Origin of the sequence: Sphingopyxis sp., assembly GCF_036261875.1 — a bacterium.
In the GTDB taxonomy this organism is placed as follows: domain Bacteria; phylum Pseudomonadota; class Alphaproteobacteria; order Sphingomonadales; family Sphingomonadaceae; genus Sphingopyxis.
Genome location: NZ_DATAJZ010000017.1, coordinates 1 through 20,834, shown reverse-complemented (window position 1 = coordinate 20,834; position 20,834 = coordinate 1). Strand labels below are relative to the sequence as shown.

Annotated in this window: 15 protein-coding genes and 1 tRNA gene; 8 read left to right on the top strand and 8 right to left on the bottom strand. The window is 64.0% G+C overall.

From position 1 onward, the window contains the following. Positions 1-6 precede the first annotated feature (6 nt). Complete coding sequence (locus VHO04_RS08685) at positions 7-1,560, top strand: alkaline phosphatase D family protein (RefSeq protein WP_329627952.1); 1,554 nt, start codon at positions 7-9, stop codon at positions 1,558-1,560. A gap of 39 nt (positions 1,561-1,599) precedes the next feature. On the opposite strand, the gene VHO04_RS08680 is transcribed toward VHO04_RS08685, so the two are convergent. The 7 genes from VHO04_RS08680 to ectA are packed head-to-tail and all read right to left on the bottom strand — an operon-like array spanning position 1,600 to position 8,832. Continuing rightward, positions 1,600-2,940, bottom strand: a complete 1,341-nt coding sequence (locus tag VHO04_RS08680) for an MFS transporter (RefSeq protein ID WP_329627964.1) — start codon at positions 2,938-2,940, stop codon at positions 1,600-1,602. Positions 2,941-2,942: 2 nt separating this feature from the next. Continuing rightward, on the bottom strand, positions 2,943-4,193 hold the full coding sequence (locus VHO04_RS08675) for an MFS transporter (RefSeq protein ID WP_329627951.1): 1,251 nt from the start codon (positions 4,191-4,193) through the stop codon (positions 2,943-2,945). A gap of 11 nt (positions 4,194-4,204) precedes the next feature. Beyond that, the gene (locus tag VHO04_RS08670; RefSeq protein ID WP_329627950.1) at positions 4,205-5,644 is read right to left on the bottom strand and encodes an aspartate kinase; all 1,440 of its coding nucleotides are present in this window, start codon (positions 5,642-5,644) and stop codon (positions 4,205-4,207) included. Continuing rightward, positions 5,641-6,561 (bottom strand): ectoine hydroxylase, encoded by a 921-nt coding sequence (gene thpD / locus VHO04_RS08665; RefSeq protein ID WP_329627949.1) that lies wholly within the window; start codon positions 6,559-6,561, stop codon positions 5,641-5,643. The genes VHO04_RS08670 and thpD overlap by 4 nt, the downstream gene beginning before the upstream one ends. Positions 6,562-6,590: 29 nt before the next feature. Next, a complete protein-coding gene (locus VHO04_RS08660; protein WP_329627948.1) occupies positions 6,591-7,004 on the bottom strand; it encodes an ectoine synthase in 414 nt (137 codons plus the stop codon). Positions 7,005-7,020: 16 nt separating this feature from the next. Further along, on the bottom strand, positions 7,021-8,325 hold the full coding sequence (gene ectB, locus VHO04_RS08655; protein WP_329627947.1) for a diaminobutyrate--2-oxoglutarate transaminase: 1,305 nt from the start codon (positions 8,323-8,325) through the stop codon (positions 7,021-7,023). A 3-nt stretch (positions 8,326-8,328) separates the two neighbouring features. Continuing rightward, positions 8,329-8,832 (bottom strand): diaminobutyrate acetyltransferase, encoded by a 504-nt coding sequence (gene ectA / locus VHO04_RS08650; protein ID WP_329627946.1) that lies wholly within the window; start codon positions 8,830-8,832, stop codon positions 8,329-8,331. A gap of 266 nt (positions 8,833-9,098) precedes the next feature. On the opposite strand from ectA, the gene VHO04_RS08645 reads away from it, so the two are divergent. Together VHO04_RS08645 and VHO04_RS08640 are read left to right on the top strand one after the other, a co-directional pair. Beyond that, on the top strand, positions 9,099-9,578 hold the full coding sequence (locus VHO04_RS08645; RefSeq protein ID WP_329627945.1) for a MarR family winged helix-turn-helix transcriptional regulator: 480 nt from the start codon (positions 9,099-9,101) through the stop codon (positions 9,576-9,578). Positions 9,579-10,149: 571 nt separating this feature from the next. Continuing rightward, complete coding sequence (locus VHO04_RS08640; protein ID WP_329627944.1) at positions 10,150-11,283, top strand: ParB/RepB/Spo0J family partition protein; 1,134 nt, start codon at positions 10,150-10,152, stop codon at positions 11,281-11,283. Positions 11,284-11,626: 343 nt separating this feature from the next. On the opposite strand, the gene VHO04_RS08635 is transcribed toward VHO04_RS08640, so the two are convergent. Then, positions 11,627-11,713: transfer RNA gene (locus VHO04_RS08635), tRNA-Leu, on the bottom strand. Positions 11,714-12,031: 318 nt separating this feature from the next. Between VHO04_RS08635 and VHO04_RS08630 the strand changes: the two genes are divergently transcribed. The 5 genes from VHO04_RS08630 to VHO04_RS08610 form a co-directional block, all read left to right on the top strand. Continuing rightward, complete coding sequence (locus VHO04_RS08630) at positions 12,032-13,660, top strand: hypothetical protein (RefSeq protein WP_329627943.1); 1,629 nt, start codon at positions 12,032-12,034, stop codon at positions 13,658-13,660. Positions 13,661-13,773: 113 nt separating this feature from the next. Further along, the gene (locus VHO04_RS08625) at positions 13,774-16,410 is read left to right on the top strand and encodes a TonB-dependent receptor domain-containing protein (protein WP_414713098.1); all 2,637 of its coding nucleotides are present in this window, start codon (positions 13,774-13,776) and stop codon (positions 16,408-16,410) included. Between the two features lie 169 nt (positions 16,411-16,579). Then, positions 16,580-17,458, top strand: a complete 879-nt coding sequence (locus VHO04_RS08620) for a type II secretion system protein N (protein WP_329627941.1) — start codon at positions 16,580-16,582, stop codon at positions 17,456-17,458. Between the two features lie 5 nt (positions 17,459-17,463). Then, positions 17,464-19,668: a type II secretion system secretin GspD gene (gene gspD / locus VHO04_RS08615; protein WP_329627940.1), complete on the top strand. Its 2,205-nt coding sequence runs from the start codon at positions 17,464-17,466 to the stop codon at positions 19,666-19,668. Further along, positions 19,665-20,834 (top strand): GspE/PulE family protein (locus VHO04_RS08610; RefSeq protein WP_329627939.1); only part of this gene is annotated, 1,170 nt, incomplete at its 3' end. The genes gspD and VHO04_RS08610, both read left to right, overlap by 4 nt.

Here is a 20,834-nt window from a genome sequence, read left to right as displayed (position 1 = left end):
TTCATCATGGAACTCGAACGCCGCCATCTCTTGCAGGCCATGGGCTTTCTGGGGCTCGGGACGGTCGCCAGCGTCCCCGCCTTCGCCGCGCCGCTCACCGACTATCCTTTCACGCTGGGGGTTGCCGCCGGCGATCCCTGGCCCGACGGCTTCGTCATCTGGACGCGGCTCGCGCCGCACCCGCTCCAGCCCGGCAGCGGGATGCCGCCCGCCATCTATCCCGTGCGGTGGGAAGTCGCGGACGATGAGCGTTTCCGCAACATCGTCCGCCGCGGCGCTGCCGATGCGCTGCCCGAACTCGGCCACAGCGTTCATGTCGAACTCGAAGGGCTCGATCCGGCGCGGCCCTATTGGTACCGCTTCCTGATCGACGGTCATGCGAGCCCGATCGGCAAGGCGCGCACTGCGCCGCTCGCGATGGCGGCGGTCGAACGGCTACGCATCGGCGTTGCGGGCTGCCAGAATTACGAGCACGGCTTCTTCACCGCCTATCGCTACATGGCGGGTGAGGATTTCGACGCCATCTTCCATTATGGCGACTATATTTATGAGGGCGCGGCCGGGAAGCGCGGCGACATTCCGGTGGTGCGCGAGCATGTCGGGCCGGAGCCGGTGCGGATCGACGACTACCGGATGCGCTATGCGCTCTACAAGCTCGACCCCGATCTGCAGGCGGCGCACGCCTCGGCCGCTTTCCTGATGACCTACGACGATCATGAGGTCGACAATAATTGGGCCGCCGACAAGGATCAGGACGGCACCGATCCCGCCGTCTTCCTGATCCGCCGTTTCGCCGCGATGCAGGCCTGGTACGAGAATATGCCCGTCCGCCGCGCGCAATTCCCGAAGAATGGCGCGATCCAGATGTATCGCCGCCTCGATTATGGCAGCCTGCTGCGCGTCCACCTGCTCGACACGCGCCAGTATCGCGACGACCAGATCTGCACCAAGGCGGATGAAAAGAACTGCCGCGATCCGAAGACGCTCCAGACGGGCCAGATCCTTGGCGACCGGCAGCAGACGTGGCTCGGCGATGGGCTCGACCCGGCGCGAGGTTGGAACCTGATCGCGCAGCAGGTTGTGGTGATGCCCTATGAGCGGATCGACGAGAGCGGCGAGACCGCAGGGGGCGGCGACTCCTGGCTCGGCTATCCCGAATCGCGCCGGCGGCTGGTTCGCGCGATCGAGGACAGGAAATTGTCGAACGTGATCATCGCAACCGGCGACGTACACCAGAATATCGTCGGCTATATTCCCGCGAAGGACGAGGAGCCCGATCGCAACCAGGTCGCCACCGAATTCGTCTGCACCTCGATCAGTTCGCTCGGCGACGGACAGGATGTGAAGGTCCGCAAACCCGACTTCCGGCCCATCGTGGCGCGCAACCCGAACCTGCTCTTCGCCAACGGGCAGCGCGGCTATCACGCCTTTACCGTCGGTGCGAAAGAGTGGCGGACGGACGTGATGAAGGTCGACAAGGTGAGCGATCACAGCGGCGCGCTAAGCCGGCTGGCCTCCTTCACGGTCGAGGCAGGGTCGCCATTGGCAAGTCAGGGATAGCGATGTCGGCCTTCTCCTGTCGTTGGGGGCGGGCCGAGTTCAGCGATCGGTTCTCGTCGCAAATGGATCACCGCGCAGCGACCTGCGCGCGGTTTCGGGCATATGGCGCAGCGCGACGAGGCCGATGGCGCAGGCGATCATCATATAATAGGCCGGCATGAGCTGGTCGCCCGTCCAGTCGATCAGGGCGCTGCCGATCGCCGGTGCGGTGCCGCCGAAAATCGACGTCGAAACATTATAGGCGATCGCGAAACCCGCGAAGCGCACCGGGGTCGGAAACAGCGCCGGAAAGGTCGCCGAGATGGTCGCGAGCTGCGGCACATAGAGGAGGCCGAGCAGGATGAAGGCGACGGTCGCGCCCGCAAGGCCCGTGCCCATCAGCATATAGAGAGGTACGACACCGACCAGCAGCCCGAGCAGCGAGACGCGCCACATCGGCCGCCGCCCGACGCGGTCGGAGAGCGCGCCGGCAAAGGGCAGGAACAGCATCATGAAGATCATGCCGATGATCGGCACGATCAGCGCCTGGTCGGGCGACAGGCCGATACGGCGCTGAAGATAGGTCGGCATGTAGCTGAGCAGCGTATAGTTGACGACATTGAGCGCGACGACCAGCCCGCCGACGACGAGCAGCGGACGCCAATGATCGCGCATCAGCGCGCCGATTGGGGGCGAGCGGCGCGCTTCGGTGACCGCGCATTCCTCGAGGAAGATCGGGGTGTCCTCCATTCGCGAGCGCAGATAGGTGCCGATCAACCCCATCGGTGCGGCGATCAGGAAGGGGATGCGCCACCCCCAGTCGTGCATCGCCGCATCGCCGAGCGTCAACGAAAAGAGCAGCATCAGCGCCGCACCGAGCGAGAAGCCCGCGAGCGTGCCGAATTCGAGGAAACTGCCGAAGAAGCCGCGGCGGTCGTCGGGTGCATATTCGGCCATGAAGGTCGCCGCGCCGCCATATTCGCCGCCGGTCGAAAAGCCCTGCACCATGCGCAGCAGGATCAGCAACGTCGGCGCCCAGAAGCCGATATGCTCGTAGGAGGGGATGAGCCCGACGCCAAAGGTCGCGCCCGCCATCAGCAATATGGTCAGCGCGAGCACCGACTTGCGCCCGATGCGGTCGCCGAGCGGCCCCCAGAACAGGCCCCCCAGCGGCCGGACCAGAAAGGAAATGGCGAAGGTTGCGAGCGCGAACAGCACCGCTTCGTCGGTATCGCCTGGAAACAGCGCCGCCGAGATATAGGTCACGCCATAGGCATAAATGCCATAGTCGAACCATTCTGTCGCATTGCCCAGCGCCGAGGCGGCGATCGCGCGACGCAGCGTCGAGGGATCGGCGGGTGCGCAGTCCGGCGCGGCGTCGGAAGGCAAAGCGGTTTCCATGGTCATGTCGTCACCTGTTGCTGGGAATCGTCGAGGTCGCCGGCGGGGTCGAGCAGCGCCGCGGTCGGCGTCGTGCGCGGCAGGATCTGGAAATCCTGCTGCGCCTCGCCCGGCACCGCGTCGGTCGCCGCGAGGCGCCAGAGGCCGAAGCCGAGCATCGCGCCGGCCGCGAGCGCGATGAAGAGGAAAAGGCCGCCTGCGCCCGCGCGCGTCATCGCCGCCGCTGCGCCGATCGGGCCAAGCGCCGCGCCGGCGGAATAGAGAAGGACGAGCTGCCCGCTCGCGGTCACGCGCTCCGACGGCAGCAGCCGGTCGTTGGCGTGCGCGACGCTGAGTGGATAGAGCGCGAAGCTGAGCCCGCCGAAGGCGAAGCCGAGCGCGAGCAGCAGCGCGCCCGTGGGCTCCGTCGCAAGCGCGATGCTGACGCCGAGGGTTAGCGCGAAGCCGCTAACGAGGACGCGGCGGCGGTCGTAGCGGTCGGACAGGTGGCCGAGCGGCCATTGCAGGGCCACCCCGCCGACGATCACCACCGTTATGAAGGTCGCGGTTTCCGCAAGGCCGAGCCCGAGCCGCCGCGCGTAGATGGCGGCGAGGCCGTAAAAGGCACCGAGCAGCAGCCCGGTGACCCCCGCGCCGGCGACGCCAAGCGGCGAGGCGGCGAACAGGCGGCGCAGCGGCAGCGAGGCGGCCTCCGCGAATGCCGGCGCCGCGCTGCGCGTCAGGCAGACGGGGAGGATCGCGAGCGAGATCAGGATCGAGGCAAGCTCGAACGGCACGTGCGGCGCGACGCCGCCGCCCGAGCGCAGCAGCAACTGGCCGATCGCCTGCCCTGAATAGAGGGCGATCATATAGGAGGCGAGGATCGTCCCGCGCGTGCCCGCTTCGGCGCGGTCGCCCAGCCAGCTTTCGAGGCAGACGAATACCCCCGCGACGCAGACGCCGTCGATCAGGCGCAGCGCGCCCCACGGCACCGGATGGCGGACCAGCGCATAGGTGAGGGTGCTGGCGGAAAGCAGCGCGACGAAGGCCGCGAAGGCCCGGATATGCCCGACCCGCCGCACCACTTTCCCGGCGCGCAGCGCGCCGATCACAAGGCCCACGAAATAGGCGGTCGCGACGAGGCCGATGACCATTGTGCCGCTGCCCGCGCGTTCGAGCCGAAGGCCGATCAGGGTCGACAGGAAGCCGCTGCCCGCCATCATCACGAAGATGGCGATCAGCAGGCTTTGGACCGGGCGAATCGAGGAAAGCATGGGCGGCGGCGTCAGGCGGCGCGCCGGTCCTCCGCGGGCGCCGTCTCGTCCTCAACCAGCGCCTTGTGCAGTGCGCGCACCGCGGCATCGAAATCGTGCGGCGCGACGAGGAACTGCACATCGACGTTGCGGATCTGGTGCTGCATCGCGATCATCGGCACACCGGCTTCGTCCAGCGCGCGCAACGCATCGGGGACCAGGCCGGGGCGCGAGATGTCGCTGCCGATCACCGATACCATCGCGACTGGTTGCGCGGTGATCGATGCGTCGGGATAGCGGTCCTGCAGCTCGGCGACAGCCGCGTTCACCGCGGCGGCGCTTGCCGAGAGATAATGGGTGATGGTGTTGGCGTTCGACGATTTGCTGACGATCCACAATTTGTGGCGGGTCAGCGCATCGAGGATCGCGGCGTCATAGCCCTTCACCCCGACCATGTCCTGTTCGAAGAATATCAGCGCCTGCATCTGCCGCAGGCCGGTGACGATCTCGACCCGCGGGACGTCGGAGACATAGTCGCCGGTGACGAGCGTTCCCGCATCTTCGCGGTCGAAGGTGTTGCGCACCCGCAGCGGTATGCCCGACTGGCGAAGGCCGCGCCCGGCACCCGGGTGGATTGCCTCCATCCCCAGATTGGCGAGCTGGTCGGCGACGTCGTAATTGGTGCGGCCGATCTTGCGCGCCTTGCCTTCGCCGACCAGCTTGGGATCGGCGCTCGACAGATGGAACTCCTTGTGGATGATTGCCTCGCGCGCGCCGGTCAGGACCGCGATGCGGGAGAAGGTCATTTCGGTATAGCCGCGCGCATAGCGCCGCACCATGCCGCCCTCGCAGCCGGCATAGCCGGTGACGATGGGAAGGGTGGTTGTCAGGTCGATGGCCGCGAAAGCCTCCCGTATCCGCGCATCGAGGCTGCCGAGATCGTCCTGGTCCCATAATGTCAGGTCGACGAACCGGGCGTTCACGTCGCGGTCGCGGAGCAGCAGGCTGGTGCTGTGCGCGCTGTGCGCCTCGCCGATCCCGGCCAGAAGCTCGCGCACCGTCATCAATTGTTCCTTGACGCAAAAGCGGCCGTGGCTGCGCAGGCTGGCAAGGTCGTCGAGGCAGGCGGTGACGGCCGCGATCCGCTGATCGACGAAGGCGTCTGCTTCGGCGCGGCTTTCGGGTCGCACGAACATCGCCGCGTTGCGTTCGTGCATCGCGTGCCGGACATCGTCCATTGCATCGCGCCAACCGTCGTTGTCATCGATGACGAAGCGGCCGTGAACGCCCGGGGCTCCGGTCTTCTTATTCTCGAGCAGCAGATCGGTCATTCCGCCATAGGCGGACACGACGAAGATGCGATTGTAGAGGTCGGCTCCCGACCGGCCCCCGATCAACACATTGTCGAACAGGGTCGCGGTCGCCGCCATCGATGTTCCGCCGATCTTTTCGACGCTGTGCCGTCCCGTCATGCCGGCACCGGGTCGGCTAGCGGCCCGCGTTCGACCCGCAGCACCCTGGGATCGCCGCGATGGGCCAGGAACCAGGGGCGGGGCGTCGCGACCCCGAAGGGCTGTTCGAGCCGGTTGCTCACCGCATTATAGACCAGAAAGGCGTTGGCGCGCGGGAAGGGCGTGATGTTGCCGTTCGACCCGTGCATCAGATTGCAGTCGAACAGGATGACGGTGCCCGGTTTGCCCGTCGGCGCGACGATGCCGTGCTCGTGCGCCAACTGGGTCAGGCTGTCTTCATCGGGGACGCCATATTCCTGTTTCTTGAGCGAACTCAGATAATGGTCGTCAGGGGTTTCGCCGATGCAGGTCAGATAGACGTGGTGCGACCCCGGAATGAGCATCAACGGGCCGTTGTGCGGCGTGTTTTCGGCGAGCAGGATCGACATCGACAGCGCGCGCATCCGGGGCATACCATCCTCTACGTGCCAGGTCTCGAAATCGCTGTGCCAGTAAAATTCGCGGCCCTTGAAGCCGGGCTTATAGTTGAGGCGCGATTGGTGGATATAAACCTCGTCGCCGAGCAGAAAGCGCGCGACGTCGGCAAGCCGAGAATCGGCGGCGAGACGCGCCATGGTCTCGTTCTGGCGGTGAATTTCGAAAATCGAGCGAACTTCCTTGCCCTGAGGCTCGGTCACGATCGTTTCGTCATCGAGCGAAGCGGGGTCGCCGAGCAGCTTGCCCGCGGCGCGCTGCAGAAAGGCGATTTCCGCGTTTGAGAAAAGATCGTCGAGCACGATATAGCCGTCACGGTCGAATTGCACGGCCTGCGCCGCGCTGATCGGCGCGTCGTTGCTCCATGGGCTGTGGACGACGGGGTCCTGTCGCGGCCGCATCTCTGCCTCGGCCGCATGGCGCGATGGGTAGATGTCTTTCATCCGACGTCTCCCTTTCCTGTTGATGGCTGTCAGTCGGCGGGCGCGGTTTCGCGCGCCAGATCGGCGTCGGCGGGATAGGCGCCGGTCTCGTCATGCACTTCCCGGCCGGTGACCGGCGGGTTGAAGGCGCAGGCGGTCAAAATATCGGTTTCAGGGCGGACGATGTGGCGATCATGCTCGTTGAGCGCATAAAGGACGCCCGGTTCCAGCCGGTGAATTTCGCCCGTCGCCAGATCCTCGATCGTGCCGGTGCCTTTCAGGACGAACACCGCCTCCAGATGATGCTGATAGTGCATCTTCAATTCGGTGCCCGCGAACATGGTGGTGACGTGGAACGAAAAGCCCATGCCATCATCCTTGAGCAGCAGCCGGGCGCTGGCCCAGCCGTCCGAGCGGACGTTACGGTCGGTCTTGCGGATATCGCCGAGAGTGCGAACGATCATGGTGTTTCTCCTGTGTCTATTCGGCGGCGACGGCGTAGTCGGCAGCCATCGCGTTGCGGATCCTGGTTTCGAGGATGTCGAGGCCGGCGGCGAGAATCGCATCGTCGATGACGAGCGGCGCCAGCACCTTGATCACCTCGTCATGCGCGCCGCTGGTTTCGATGATCAGTCCGGCGTCGAAGCAGGTGGCGGTCACGGCGGCGGCCAGTTCGCCCGACCCGACATTGACGCCGCGCATCATGCCGCGGCCGCGCACCTCGAAGCCGTGCTCGGCAGCGATCCGGGCGAGCCGTGCTTCGAGCAGGTCGCCGCGCCTGCAAATGTCGCGCTGAAAGGCATCATCGCTCCAGAAATGCCGGAGCGCGGCCGCCGCGGTGACGAAGGCATGGTTGTTGCCGCGAAAGGTGCCGTTGTGCTCGCCCGGCGACCATTGGTCGAGTTCGGGGCGAAGGAGCGTCAGGGCAAAGGGCAGGCCCATGCCCGACAGCGATTTCGCCAGCGTCACGATATCGGGCGTGAATCCCATCTTCTCGAAGCTGAAGAAGCCGCCTGTCCGTCCGCAGCCTGCCTGAATGTCGTCGACGATCAGCAGCGCGCCATGCGCCTTCGCGATCGCGGCGATCCGGCGTAGCCATTCGGGCGAGGCGGCGTTGAGCCCGCCTTCGCCTTGCACGGTTTCGACCAGAATGGCGGCGGGCGCATCAAGGCCGCTCGACGGGTCGGCGAGGCGCTGTTCGAGCAGGTCGGCGGTATCGACGTCGGGGCCGTAATAGCCATCATAGGGTTCGTGCGCGACGTGGCTGAGCGGGACGCCCGCGCCGCCACGCTTGGCGGCATTACCGGTGCAGGCCAGCGCCCCCAGCGTCATGCCGTGAAAGCCGTTGGTGAAGGCGATCACCATTTCGCGCCCGGTGACCTTGCGTGCGAGCTTGATCGCCGCCTCGACCGCATTGGTGCCGGTCGGGCCGGTGAACATGACGCGATAGTCGAGCGCGCGCGGCTTCAGGATCAGCGTCTCGAAAGCGCTCAGGAAATCCCGCTTGGCATCGGTATGGAGATCGAGCCCATGGGCGATGCCGTCGGCGTCGATATAATCGAGCAGCGCCTGCTTCAATATCGGATGATTGTGTCCATAGTTGAGCGTCGAGCAACCCGACAGGAAGTCGAGATAGCGCCCACCCTGGTCGTCGTGCATCCATACGTTTTCGGCGCGGCCGAACTGACGCGGCATCGAGCGGGCATAGCTGCGCACCGCGGATTCGCGGCGGTCATAGATGGCCCTGTCCGGAATCGCTCCGGACGGTTCAGGTGTCATAATCATGGTTCATCCCCGTTTTTCGTGGACAGTCTTGCGATCGATCGGCCCGATGCGGGCCAGGAATTCGGTGGCATGGGCACCGGCGAAATGGGTTTCGCGCTCGAAAAGAGCGCTGCGATGGAGCGGGGCGTTCCAGTCACGGGCGAGACCGCGAAAGAGGCCCCACGAGGCCTGATTATCGTCGGTGATCGTCGTGATGAGATGCGTTGCATCCCGCTGCGCCGGCCTCGCCAGCAAGGCGGAGATCATGCGGCTGGCGAGTTGCTTCCCGCGGCCTTCCGTCGCTACGGCGACCTGCCACACGAAAAAGGCCTCGGGCTCGGAGGGCGGGCGGTAGCCGGACACCCAGCCGACGATGCGGCCCGCCTTTTCGGCGACGATGCAATGGCCGGCGAAATGCTCGCATTGCAGAAGGTTGCAATAGCGGCTGTTGCGATCGAGCGGCGGGCAGGCGGCGATCAACGCCGTTATGGCTGGCCCGTCGGCTGCAAGCGGTTTGCGAAACTGCACATCGTCCGCCGTGGCTGGCGGTTCATCCCGATCTTTCCCTGGAGGCAATGACTCTGCGTCTTTTTGCCGATCAAATATCTTTCATCTCCTGAAATGATTTTCTGCTTGCCCGGAACGAGTCGGGCCATGATTCTGAGGAAATATATGAGTTTGCGATAAAACCTCAACCCTTGGTCGGGATTTATATTTCATATTACGAAATATAATTCGATTTTCCCAAGCCGGAACGGCTTTGCGTCGGCGTGCGACGGCGCTAACGAAGATCCATGGAATCGGAGATAGCGAGCGCCACGTTGAAGGCTTTACGGCGCGTGCTGCGTGCCGCGGAGGGCGGCACCCGCCGTCTGGCCGCGACGACGGGGCTTACGCCGTCGCAATTGCTGGTGCTGCGCGAGATCGATGGCGGTGAAGACGTAACCCCGGGCGTGGTCGCCCAGCGCCTGCAATTCAGCCATGCGACGATCACCGCGATCGTGGATCGTCTCGTCGCCCTGGACCTCGTGACCCGCGCGCGCAGCGATCGGGATAAACGGCGCATGTTGTTGGAAGCCACATCGGAAGGCAGGCGCCGTCTGGTAGAGGCGCCCGATATGCTGCAAGAGATATTTAGCGTCCGCTTTTCGGCGCTCCCCGCTTGGGAGCAGGCGATGATTCTCGCGGGCACGGAACGATTGGCCGACATATTGGGTGTGGGGGATATGGATGCAGCGCCCTTGCTCGACGCGGGGCCGATAGACAGAAGCTGATCCCCGGACAGCAGCAATCTCCCAATAGCTGCTCCTCACATTGTGGGCCCGAAAGCTGCCTGACCGCAACGGCCAGATGCAGCCGATTGCTTTATAATCCGCAATTCTTCCCGAGCAGAAAGATCCAAAGATCCAGATGACCTAGGTGAGGAGGCGACGTTTATACGTCCGCCTAATCCCGCAAAAAGGTGGACCGCGAAAGCGGGGGTTTTCCTAAATACCTGAATTTACGCCATAATCTGTCTATGATGGTGCTCTCGAGAAAACACATACAAACTTCTCATACTCACCACACCGGCCAAATCTGCCGAATTTATTCGCGACTTCTCGGGAGGTTGCCACCGCAAGTTTTGGAAGTGCGGTTCTAAGACAAATCCGCAACACGACCGAGTGCTAGAGTATGGAGTCTGCAAACCCTTGAGATTCCAATTCGGTTGGTCTGGACAAGAGAACGACTTTCTACCGGGCGTGCTCACTTCGTGTCGGGTAGATTCTCTATGCCGCAACATTCCATCTCAACGTGCGGAGCCTCGCTCGCATGGTGCGTGCGAGTCTTTGGGAGACCAAGAAGATGGATAGCCAAACTCAATCTCCAATGATGTTCGACGTTCAAACATGGGTCAACGACGGCTCGCCCATCCCGGAATGGGTTCGCTCTCACATGACCGGCGAGATTTGTTCCAACGGGACATTCATGATGGGCACGCCGGTGGGCTCGGCGCGCGTTCACGTTGGAAACGTGGTGGTTGGACATCTCGGAGAAGCTTGGGCCCGCGCGCCGGAAGAAGTTCCCGAATTGGTCGCTGGCTTCACTACATGCGATTCCCGAGGCGTAACGTCCATCGGGCCTGGAAAGGCTACTCAGTTCGGTTCGAAGGGTAAGCGGAAGCGGGGCGGCGAACGCAAAATGCCATTTCGTCCGCCACACGGCATAATGCCCAGCATCGAGTGGGTTCATTTGGAAGATCTCAGTGTTGACCCGTCATATCAAAGGTCGATCGACAACGAGGGGTCGCGCCGCTTGATCGCGAGCATCGCGGCCAACTTCGATTGGCGGCTTTGTTCTCCGTTGATCGTCTCTCGCCGGAGTGATGGTAAAAAGGTGATCATCGACGGTCAGCATCGCTGGGCTGCAGCGACAAGACGGGGCGACCTTCTCCAATTACCTTGCTGTCTGTTTTCATATGAGAGCCCTGAGGAGGAAGCTCGGATGTTCATCGTCGCGAACCGCGTTCGAAAGCCAATGAACCGTCTCGATGATTTCTATGCAGCCTTGGCAGCGGCTGATGAGGATGCGCTGGAAATCAGGCGCCTTGTCACCGAGGCGGGATTGTCTGTGGCGCGGAGCACATCGTCCGTTTCTTGGAAACCAGGCGAGATTGCGTTCACGGCATCTATTGCGACCGCCATAAGGCGTCACGGCGATGCCGTGGTATCTGCGTCCTTGACGAGTTTGGCCGAAGCATATCCTGATCAGTCGCTTATCCACGGCGCTTCGGTATTTGGGGCGCTGGTCAAGTTGTTCTCGAATCCTCCAGAAGATTTCGATCCGGATTGCCTGGTGCCGGCGATGCGCCGCTTTGACATGGCCGGACTGACCGAAATTGTGAAAGATCAAAAAGGAGGGGAGTCGAGGGCATTGGCTCTGCACTTGGCATTGGTGGAAACCATGGCAGAAATGCAGAACGAAACTCTGGCTGCATAGAATAGGAACGTGCCGCCCGTTGTTCGGATGAGTTAGCTACTCAGATGAGCGTTTGGTCGAAATGATGAAGGGCCGCCCTTGCGGGCGGCCCTTCCATCAACGTGCTCGCGCTCGCGTTAGGCCAAGCACTGCTCGTCGCCGTTGTACTCAGGAGGCTGCATTAGCACTGCAGTCAGTTTTTTTGGGGCGCGAGACACGGCCTGATGTCGCCCTCCATATTGCCGAGATCAGAGACCCATCTGACTGCACGGTAGAAAATCTACGGCTGAAATGGCGCAGAAGTGCGGGGTTTTCCCCGGCCTATCCATTCTAAATACTTGTTTTAGAAGTATAATTTTCTGTTTGGTGCGGTCGAGAAGACTCGAACTTCCACGGCCTTTCGGCCACAACGACCTCAACGTTGCGCGTCTACCAGTTCCGCCACGACCGCACATCATGATGGTCCGGACGGGCCGGCACCAGGTAGGAGCGGGCGCCTAGCAAAGCTTTTCGGGCGATGCAAGCGAGCTTCGCCGCTTTTATTTTCGTCACCCGGAGATCGCAATGCGAAGGCGCGGACCTAAGCGCTTTCGCGGATGTCATCGAAGCGACTCCAAAGAGTCATCGGACTGTCACGGCTCTGGCGTCAGACCGTCATCGAATCACCCTAGTGGCGGCGTCACCGGGGGCAGGGCGGCGCATCTCCTCCTTTGTTCGCCGGTGGTTTTTCACAGCGCCTCTCGTGCGCACACCGGGAACGGAGAATTTCATGGCGGCTTTCGCACGCGTTCGTCTGATCATGCTTACCAGCGTGGCCTGTTCAACTCTCGCCGCGTGCGGTGCCGACGACATCGCGTCGCCGGGGACCGGCGGCAATGTGATCATCAACCCGACGCCCACGCCGACCCCCACTCCGACGCCCACTCCGACGCCGACGGCCGTGACTCCGGCCGGCGGCTGCCCGACGATCGGCGCGACCACCCCGCTCACCAACGATGGCACGATCAAGGGGCCGACCGGCGAATATCGCGTCTGCACCCTGCCCGCCAACATCGACCGCAGCACCACGCTGCCGAAAGTCGCCGGGCTGCTGTATCAGATCAAGGACCGCGTCGATGTGGGCTGTGACGGCGGTTTCAGGGCGCCGACGACTGCGGCCAGCGTCGTCACCACGACGGTGAGCTGCAAGGGCAGGACGCTGACGGCCGACACCAATGTTACGCTGACCATCGAACCCGGCGTGATCCTTTATGGCGGGACCGGCACGTCGTGGCTAGCGGTCAACCGCGGCAACAAGCTGATTTCGAATGGCACCGCGACTGCGCCGATCATCTTCACCAGCAGCGACAATGTCGTCGGCCTCAACAGCGAGATTTCGCAGGGTCAGTGGGGCGGCGTCGTGCTGATGGGCCGCGGTATCGTTACCGACTGCAACAAGGGCACCACCGCGAACAAGAGCGCGACCGGCGTCAATACTTGCGAGCGCGACACCGAAGGATCGGCCGACCCGGCCGTGTTCGGCGGCAACGACAACAGCTATAACGCCGGATCGATCACCTATACCCAGATCCGCTATTCGGGCTATGTTCTGGGCGCCGACAAGGAACTGCAGGCGCTGACCGCCGAGGGCGTCGGTACCGGCACGACCTTCAATTATGTCCAGAGCCACAACAGCTCGGACGACGGCGCCGAATTCTTCGGCGGCGCGGTGAATTTCAAGCACTATATCGCCACCGGCGCCGACGACGACAGCCTCGACATCGACACCGGCCTGCAGGGCCAGTTCCAATATGTCCTGCTGTTGCAGCATCCCGGCAAGGGCGACGCGCTGATCGAGGCCGACAGCAACGGCTTTGAAGACAATCTGCCGCGCCACAAGACGATCATCGCCAACATGACCGCGGTCCAGAACCAGGCGAGCAGCAACAATGAATCCAATGACCAGGCGTCGACGTTGTTCCGCGGCAACTCCGACATCACGCTGCTCAACAGCATCATCGCGACCCCGAACAACGAGTGCATCCGCATGAACGCTTCGGGCACGACTCCCGTGACGCTGCTGGCCCGCGCGGTGGTCCTGACCTGCAACACCACCAAATATCTGGGCACCGGCACCTATGACGCCACGAAGGTCGCGTCGCTGTTCGGCAGCGGGACGAACGGCAACAACGACGCCTTCGTCTCGACGCTGGTCAGCCTGTTCATCAACGGCGAGAACGAAAACAAGGTGACGCCGGTCGACGCGAGCGCGGCGCCGGGTTCGGCCTTCTTCGACAAGACGGCCTGGATCGGCGCGGTGCAGAACAGCAGCGACACCTGGTACAAGGGCTGGACGTGCGACAGCGCGATCGCGGACTTTGGTTCGGGTTCGGCGTGCACCTCGCTGCCGACGACCTGAGCGACCGCCTGAACTGACGAAGGGGGGGCGGTCGATGACGGCTCCCCCTTTTATTTTAGACAATTTCTGCCCCAGGGGACTTCACGATGAATAGGTCGCGGTTTGCATCCTTGATGCTCGTCACCACAGCGCTTGCCTCACCGGCGCTGGCTCATGCCCAGGACGCGCCGACGGCAGCGCCCGCGCCAACGGACACCGCCGCCGACACCGCCGAGGACCAGGCGGCTGGAGAGCAGGCCCCCGAAGTGTCGGTTCCTGGCGGCGACATCGTCGTTACCGGCCGCCGCAGCGCGAATGTCGCCCGCGCCTCGACAGCGGTCGTCTCGATCCTCTCGGCCGAAGAAATCGCCCGGACCGGCGAGGGCAATATCGCCGGCGCGCTGGGCCGCGTGACCGGGCTCAGCGTCGTGGGCAATGGCTTCGTCTATGTCCGCGGGCTTGGCGATCGCTATTCGCTCGCGCTGCTCAACGGTTCGCCCTTGCCGAGTCCCGAACCGCTGAAGCGCGTCGTCCCGCTCGATATTTTCCCGAGCGGCGTGATCGCTTCGTCGCTGGTGCAGAAAAGCTATTCGGTGAATTTCCCCGGCGAGTTTGGCGGGGGCGTCATCAATCTGACCACCAAGGCGACTCCCGACGAAGGCTTTATCGCGTTGGGCGGCGGCGTCGGCTTTGACAGCGAGACGACCAATCAGCTCGGCTATACCTATTATGGCAGCAAGACCGACTGGACGGGTTTCGATAATGGTCAGCGCGACATTCCGCCCGCCCTCGCGGACTTTTTCAAGAGCGGCGAGCGAATCAGCTCCGGCAATGTCGATACCACCGCGATTTCGCAGCAGATCGTGAACGGGCGCAATTCGATCCTGCAACGGGAGGATCACGTCCAGCCGAATTTCACCGCCAATCTGACTGCCGGCAAATCGTTCGACGTCGGTTCAGCAGTGCTCGGCATCATCGCCGCGGCGGGATACAGCAACAAGACGACGACGCGCGAAACCGTCAACCAGTCGTCGCTGCAAAGCGATCTGTCGGCGCTCGAATCGGATTTCAATCGGGTGACGACCGACAATCGCATCGTCGTCAACGGCCTGCTCGGCCTGGGGCTGGAGTTCGGCGACAACAAGCTGCGCTGGACCAATCTGTATATCCGCGACACGATCAAGCATTCGCGGCTGGGCATCGGCAAGCGTCACGGTAACGAAGTCACCGACTTCATGCAGCAGGATACGGCCTGGTATGAGCGTCAGCTGATCGATACCCAGCTGGTTGCCGAGTTGAAGCCGATGTCCGACCTCAGCATCGACCTGCGCGGCGGCTACGCGAACTCGCAGCGCGAGGCGCCGGCCGAGCTTTCTTACGAATATGTGCGCACCAACGTCGATGCCGACCCCTATGGCGCCTATTTCGTCAATCGGCTGAACGGCGGCAACGGCGGTAACGCCACGGTCAGCTATTCGGACCTCAACGAGGATTTGTGGTCGGGCGGAGTCGATGTGTCCTATCGCTTCATCCCCGCATTGCGGGCCACTGTGGGCTATGCCTATTCGGACACCAATCGCACCAGTTCGCGGCGCGATTTTCAGTTTCGGGCGCCGTCCGATTTTCCTTCCGGCGTCGGCATGTTGCGGCCCGACCTGCTGCTCGGCAATGCGGTCATCGATTATTTCAACATCGAGCTGATCGAAACCAACGAGGGTAACCCAGCGTTTCGCGCCACGCTGCGCAATCACGGCGCCTATGGCAAAGTCGACCTTCAGCTTGGCAACCTCCAGATCGACGCCGGTGTCCGTTATGAAACGGCGAAACAGGTGGTGACCCCGATCCAGGTGTTCACCGTTCCCGGCGCATCGACCGCATCGACCAATCTCGATCGCGACTATTGGCTGCCGGCAGCGACGCTGACCTGGCAGTTCCGCCCGGACATGCAAATTCGCCTCAATGCATCGAAGACGATCGCGCGCCCGCAATTCCGCGAGCTTCTGTATCAATTCTATTTCGATCCTGACAGCAACCGCCAGTATTTCGGCAACCCGTTGCTGGTGGACAGCCAGTTGACCAACGCAGAAGCGCGTTATGAATGGTATTTCGATCGCGATCAGCGCCTTTCGGTGGCGGGTTTCTATAAGCGGATCAAGAATCCGATCGAAACCTTCGTCAGCGGGGCCGATTTCACCACAAGCTTCGCCAATGCGCCCGAGGCCGATCTGTATGGCGCAGAGGTCGAGGTGCAGAAATATTTCGACCTGTCGGACTGGGGCGGCTTTTGGAGCAGCCGGCGGATCGTCCTGGTCGGCAACTATACCTATACAAGCTCGAAAATTCATGTCGGCCTCGACGACAAGGTCCATGTCTATGGTGCGTCCTCGACCCAGGCGACGGACTATTTCACCGATGGCGACCGGCTGACCGGTCAGTCGAAGCATCTGGCGAACGTCCAGTTCGGCTTGGAGGATCAGGGCAGCCTGTCTCAGCAGACCCTGCTCATCACCTATGCCAGCAAGCGTTCGATCAGCCGCGGCCTCAGCAATACCGACCAGCCCGACGTGTTCGAGGCGCCCGGCCTGCGGATCGATTTCGTCGCGCGGCAGGGTTTCAAACTCTTCAAGCAGGATGTCGAATTGAAGTTCGAGGCGCGCAATCTGACCGGTCGCGGCCATGTCGAATATCAGCAGGTTGGCGACAATCGCGTCAATGTGAACGGCTATGATCTTGGCAGGGTGTTTGCGCTCGGTGCTTCTATCAAGTTCTGACGGAAACCGATCACCCGGGCGTCGTCCCATCGAGGAAGGCGCCCGGGTGAGCGTCTGCCGGACTCGCTCCTCTGACAAAAAACTGTAATCTTCCTGTCAACTGATTGTCATCGACCGCGCCTAGGCGATTCGCGATGCAGCCTTTCAGTTGGGGGACAAGGACGACGCCATGGCAGTGCTGATGACCGGATCGGCCGTTCGACTGCCGCGCGCGTTGCCGTCGTGGCTGCGCATCGGAAAACGCGCGCCGCGCGACCTCCTGCCGCTGCTGCTCGTCGGCCTGCTCGGTGCCTTGCTGATCTGGCAATGCATTCGCCTGCTCTGGGCGCTGGTCGTGCCGCTGTCGCCGCTCGGCGCGTGGCAACCGCAGACCGCGGTCATCGCGTCCCCGGCCGAGCGGCGCGCGCTCTTCTCCAGCATCGATCCCTTCTTTCGCACCGCGCAGCAGGGACCGGCGAACACCACCGTCACGGCGCTCGGCCTGACGCTGTTCGGGGTCAATCTCAACGAAGCGACCGGCGGCGGGTCGGCGATTATCGCGGGCGAGGACGGCGTGCAGACCAGCTATGCCGTCGGCGATGAGATCGCGCCGGGGGTGAAGCTCATCGGCGTCGCCTTCGACCATGTGCTGCTCGACCGCGGCGGCACGCGCGAAAGCCTGTTCCTCGATCAGAGCGGCGAAGCGCCGGTCGCCAATCCTGCGCTGCCCGCGCCGACCCCCGAAGTCGGCAGCACCGCCGCGACGGCAGAGGGTGCTTCGAACGGCGTGACGACGCCCGAGGCGCTCAAGGCCGGGGTCGGTTTTGCGCCACGGACCGAGAATGGCAGAGTCACCGGCCTCGTCGTCCAGCCGCAAGGCGACGGCGCGGTCTTTCGCGCCGCGGGGCTGAAGCCCAGTGACGTCATCCGCTCGGTGAACGGGCGCCCGATCGCTTCGGCGGGCGACGCCGCGTCTCTCGCGAACCAGTTCACACCGGGTGCGCGTCTCTCGCTCGAGGTCGAGCGCGGCGCCAGCGTCGTGCCCGTCGCCATCCTTTTGTCGAAATAGGTCCCATGCGTCTCAAACTGTCCCTGATGCTCGCCGCCGCACTCGTTTCCGCCACGCCAGGACCGGCGCTCGCGCAATATACGCTGAACGTCCGCGACGCCGACATCCGCGCCTTCATCCAGGATGCGGCGCGGATCACCGGGCGCACCTTCATCATCGACGGGCGCGTCAACGGCAAGGTGTCGGTCGTCACCGACCGGCCGTTGTCGCGCAGCGAATATTTCGAGATTTTCCTGTCGACCCTGCGATCGAACGGGCTGGTCGCGGTGCCGGGGCCGAACGGCGCCTATCGCATCCAGCCGATCGACGGCGCGGCGGCGCAGCCCGGCCGGATCGGCAGCGACCGCGCGGCGCAGAACCAGTTCGTCACCGAAATCATCCGCCTCAAGCATATCGACGCCGTCGCGGCGGTCGAGACGTTGCGCCCACTGGTCAGCCCGCAGGGATCGCTGACCGCGAACCGCAACGCCAACAGCCTGGTGGTCGCCGATTTCGCCGACAATATCCGCCGCATCCGCGCGCTCGCCGCGAGCATCGACCGCGACAGCTCGACCAGCCAGATCGTCACGCTGAAGAATGCCGGAGCGCGCGAGATCGCCGCCGCGCTCACCGCGCTCGTCCCGGCGGCGGGCGAGGGAGCGAAGGCGCCGCTTGCGATCGTGCCGATCGACAGCAGCAACGCCATCGCGCTGCGCGGCGATCAGGCAATGGTCGCGCGCTTCGTCTCGATGGCGAACGACCTCGATGCCAAGGCGGCGGGTGGGACTGAATTGCGCGTCTATTGGCTCGAACATGCCAATGCCGAAACCCTGCTGCCGACCTTGCAACAGCTTGTCGGCGGCGGCAGCGATCCGGCGCAGAAGGCGGGCTTGCCGCCGGCGACCTCCTCCTCGACGACGGCGGGCGGCAGCACGCCGGCGCCGAGCGCCGCGTCCGCGACAACGACGCCCACCTCGGTCAGCGGCTCGGGCGGCAGCATCGCGACGCGAGGCCCGGCGATCGTCACCCGCTACGAAGGCGCCAACGCGATCATCGTCGCCGCGAACAGCGAGGTGCAGCGGATGCTCGGCGAGCTGATCCGCCAGCTCGACAGCCGCCGCGAACAGGTGCTGGTCGAGGCGATTGTCGTCGAGATTGGCGACGATGCCGCGAAGCGGCTCGGCGTCCAGTTCCTGCTCGGCGGCAAGAACATCCCCTTCGTTGCGACCAATTACAGCAATGCGCAGCCGAACATCTTCACCCTTGGCGGCGCCTATGCGGCGACCAAGCTGACCGAGGACAAGACGACGGTCGACGGCACCACGGTCGTCACCCAGACGTCGAGCGCGCTCGGCAGCAGCCTGCAGGAAGCGGCGGCGGCGTCGCTGCTCTCGGCGACCGGCGGCTTCGCGGGCTTCGCGGGCGATATCGGCAAGAACACGGTGTTCGGCGCGATCATCAACGCGGTGAAATCCGATACGACATCGAACCTGCTTGCGACCCCGCATATCGTGACGCTCGACAATCAGGCCGCGAAATTCCTCGTCGGACAGGAAGTGCCGATCACAACCGGCGAGGCGCTCAGCGACAATTTCGACAACGCCTTCCGCACAGTCCAGCGCGAGGAGGTTGGCATCAAGCTGGAGGTCACGCCGCAGGTCAACGGCGCGGGCGAGGTCAAGCTGTTCCTGCGCCAGGAAGTGTCGAGCGTCGCCGGGCCGGTGTCGTCGCGCAACAGTGACCTCATCCTCAACAAGCGCTCGTTCGAGACGGTGCTGACCGTCGACGACGGCGAGATTCTCGCGATCGGCGGTCTGCTCAACGACGACGAGCGCCGGACGATCGAGCGTATTCCGCTGCTCAGCGATATTCCGCTGATCGGCGAACTCTTCAAGTCGCGCAGCCGCAGCCGGTCGAAGACCAATCTGATGGTCTTCATCCGCCCGACAATCCTGCGCAGCCGCGAGGATAATGCCGCGCTCACCGCGCGCCGCTATGGCTATATCCGCGACTTCCAGCTCCAGCGGAACCCCAATGAGGAACCCGCGATCGACACGCTGGTGCGCGATTATATGGGGACGACCCCGCCGTCGCCGCCGACGGCGGACGACGTGACCGTCGGTCCGGTCGATCTGCCCGCGCTGCGCGGGCAGGGCGGCGCCGTGACCCCCGCCGAGGTTCCACCCTCGATCTCGCAGGCGCCCGCTCCTCCGGCCGGAGACAATCCGTGACCGACGCCGAACCGGCTGCGCCGCCAGCGGCGCCGGTCGATATCCCTTATGCTTTCGCGCGCGCACACGGCGTGGTGATCGCCGAGGACGAGGGCGGACGCTGGTTTGCGACCCTGCGCGAGGGCAGCGATCCTGCGGTGCTGATCGAGGTGAAGCGCTATCTTGCGCAGCCGATCCGCGTCGCGACCGCGAGCCCGGCCGACTTCGACCGGCTGCTCTCCGACCATTATGCCGTCGATGCCTCGGCGGCGGCGATGGCGGGAACGGTAGGCGGCAGCGACCTCGAACTCGGCATCCCGAGCGCCGAGGACCTGCTCGACAGCGCCGACGATGCGCCAGCGATTCGCCTGATCAACGCGATCATCGCCGAAGCGGTGCGGCAAGGCGTCAGCGACATCCATGTCGAACCCTATGAAAGCGGGCTCGTCGTGCGGATGCGCACCGACGGCGTGCTGCGCGAGCATCTGCGAATGCCGCCGCATGTCGCGCCGGTGGTTGTCAGCCGCATCAAGGTGATGGCACGCCTCGACATCGCCGAGCGCCGCGTGCCACAGGATGGGCGTATCGCGCTGACGCTGGCGGGCAAGGCGGTCGACGTTCGCGTTTCGACGCTGCCCAGCCGCGCAGGCGAGCGCGTCGTGATGCGTATCCTCGACAAGGATACGGCGGGGATCGACTTCGACGTCCTCGGCCTGTCGGGCGAGGCCGACCGTATCCTGCGCGAGGCACTCGCCGAACCCAACGGTATCATCCTCGTCACCGGCCCGACCGGGTCGGGCAAGACGACGACGCTCTATGCCGCGCTGAAACAGCTCAACGACGGTCAGCGCAACATCCTGACCGTCGAGGATCCGGTCGAATATGCCGTCGACGGCGTCGGTCAGACGCAGGTCAATGCCAAGGTCGGGCTCGATTTCGCGGCGGGCCTCCGCGCGATCCTGCGCCAGGACCCGGACGTCGTGATGGTCGGCGAAATCCGCGACCGCGAGACCGCCGACATCGCGGTGCAGGCGTCGCTGACCGGCCATCTCGTCCTGTCGACCGTCCACACCAACGATGCGGTCGGCGCGATCACGCGCCTCAAGGATCTGAAGGTCGAACCCTTCCTGCTCGCTTCAACGCTCCGCGCGGTCCTTGCCCAGCGCCTTGTGCGCAAACTTTGCGAC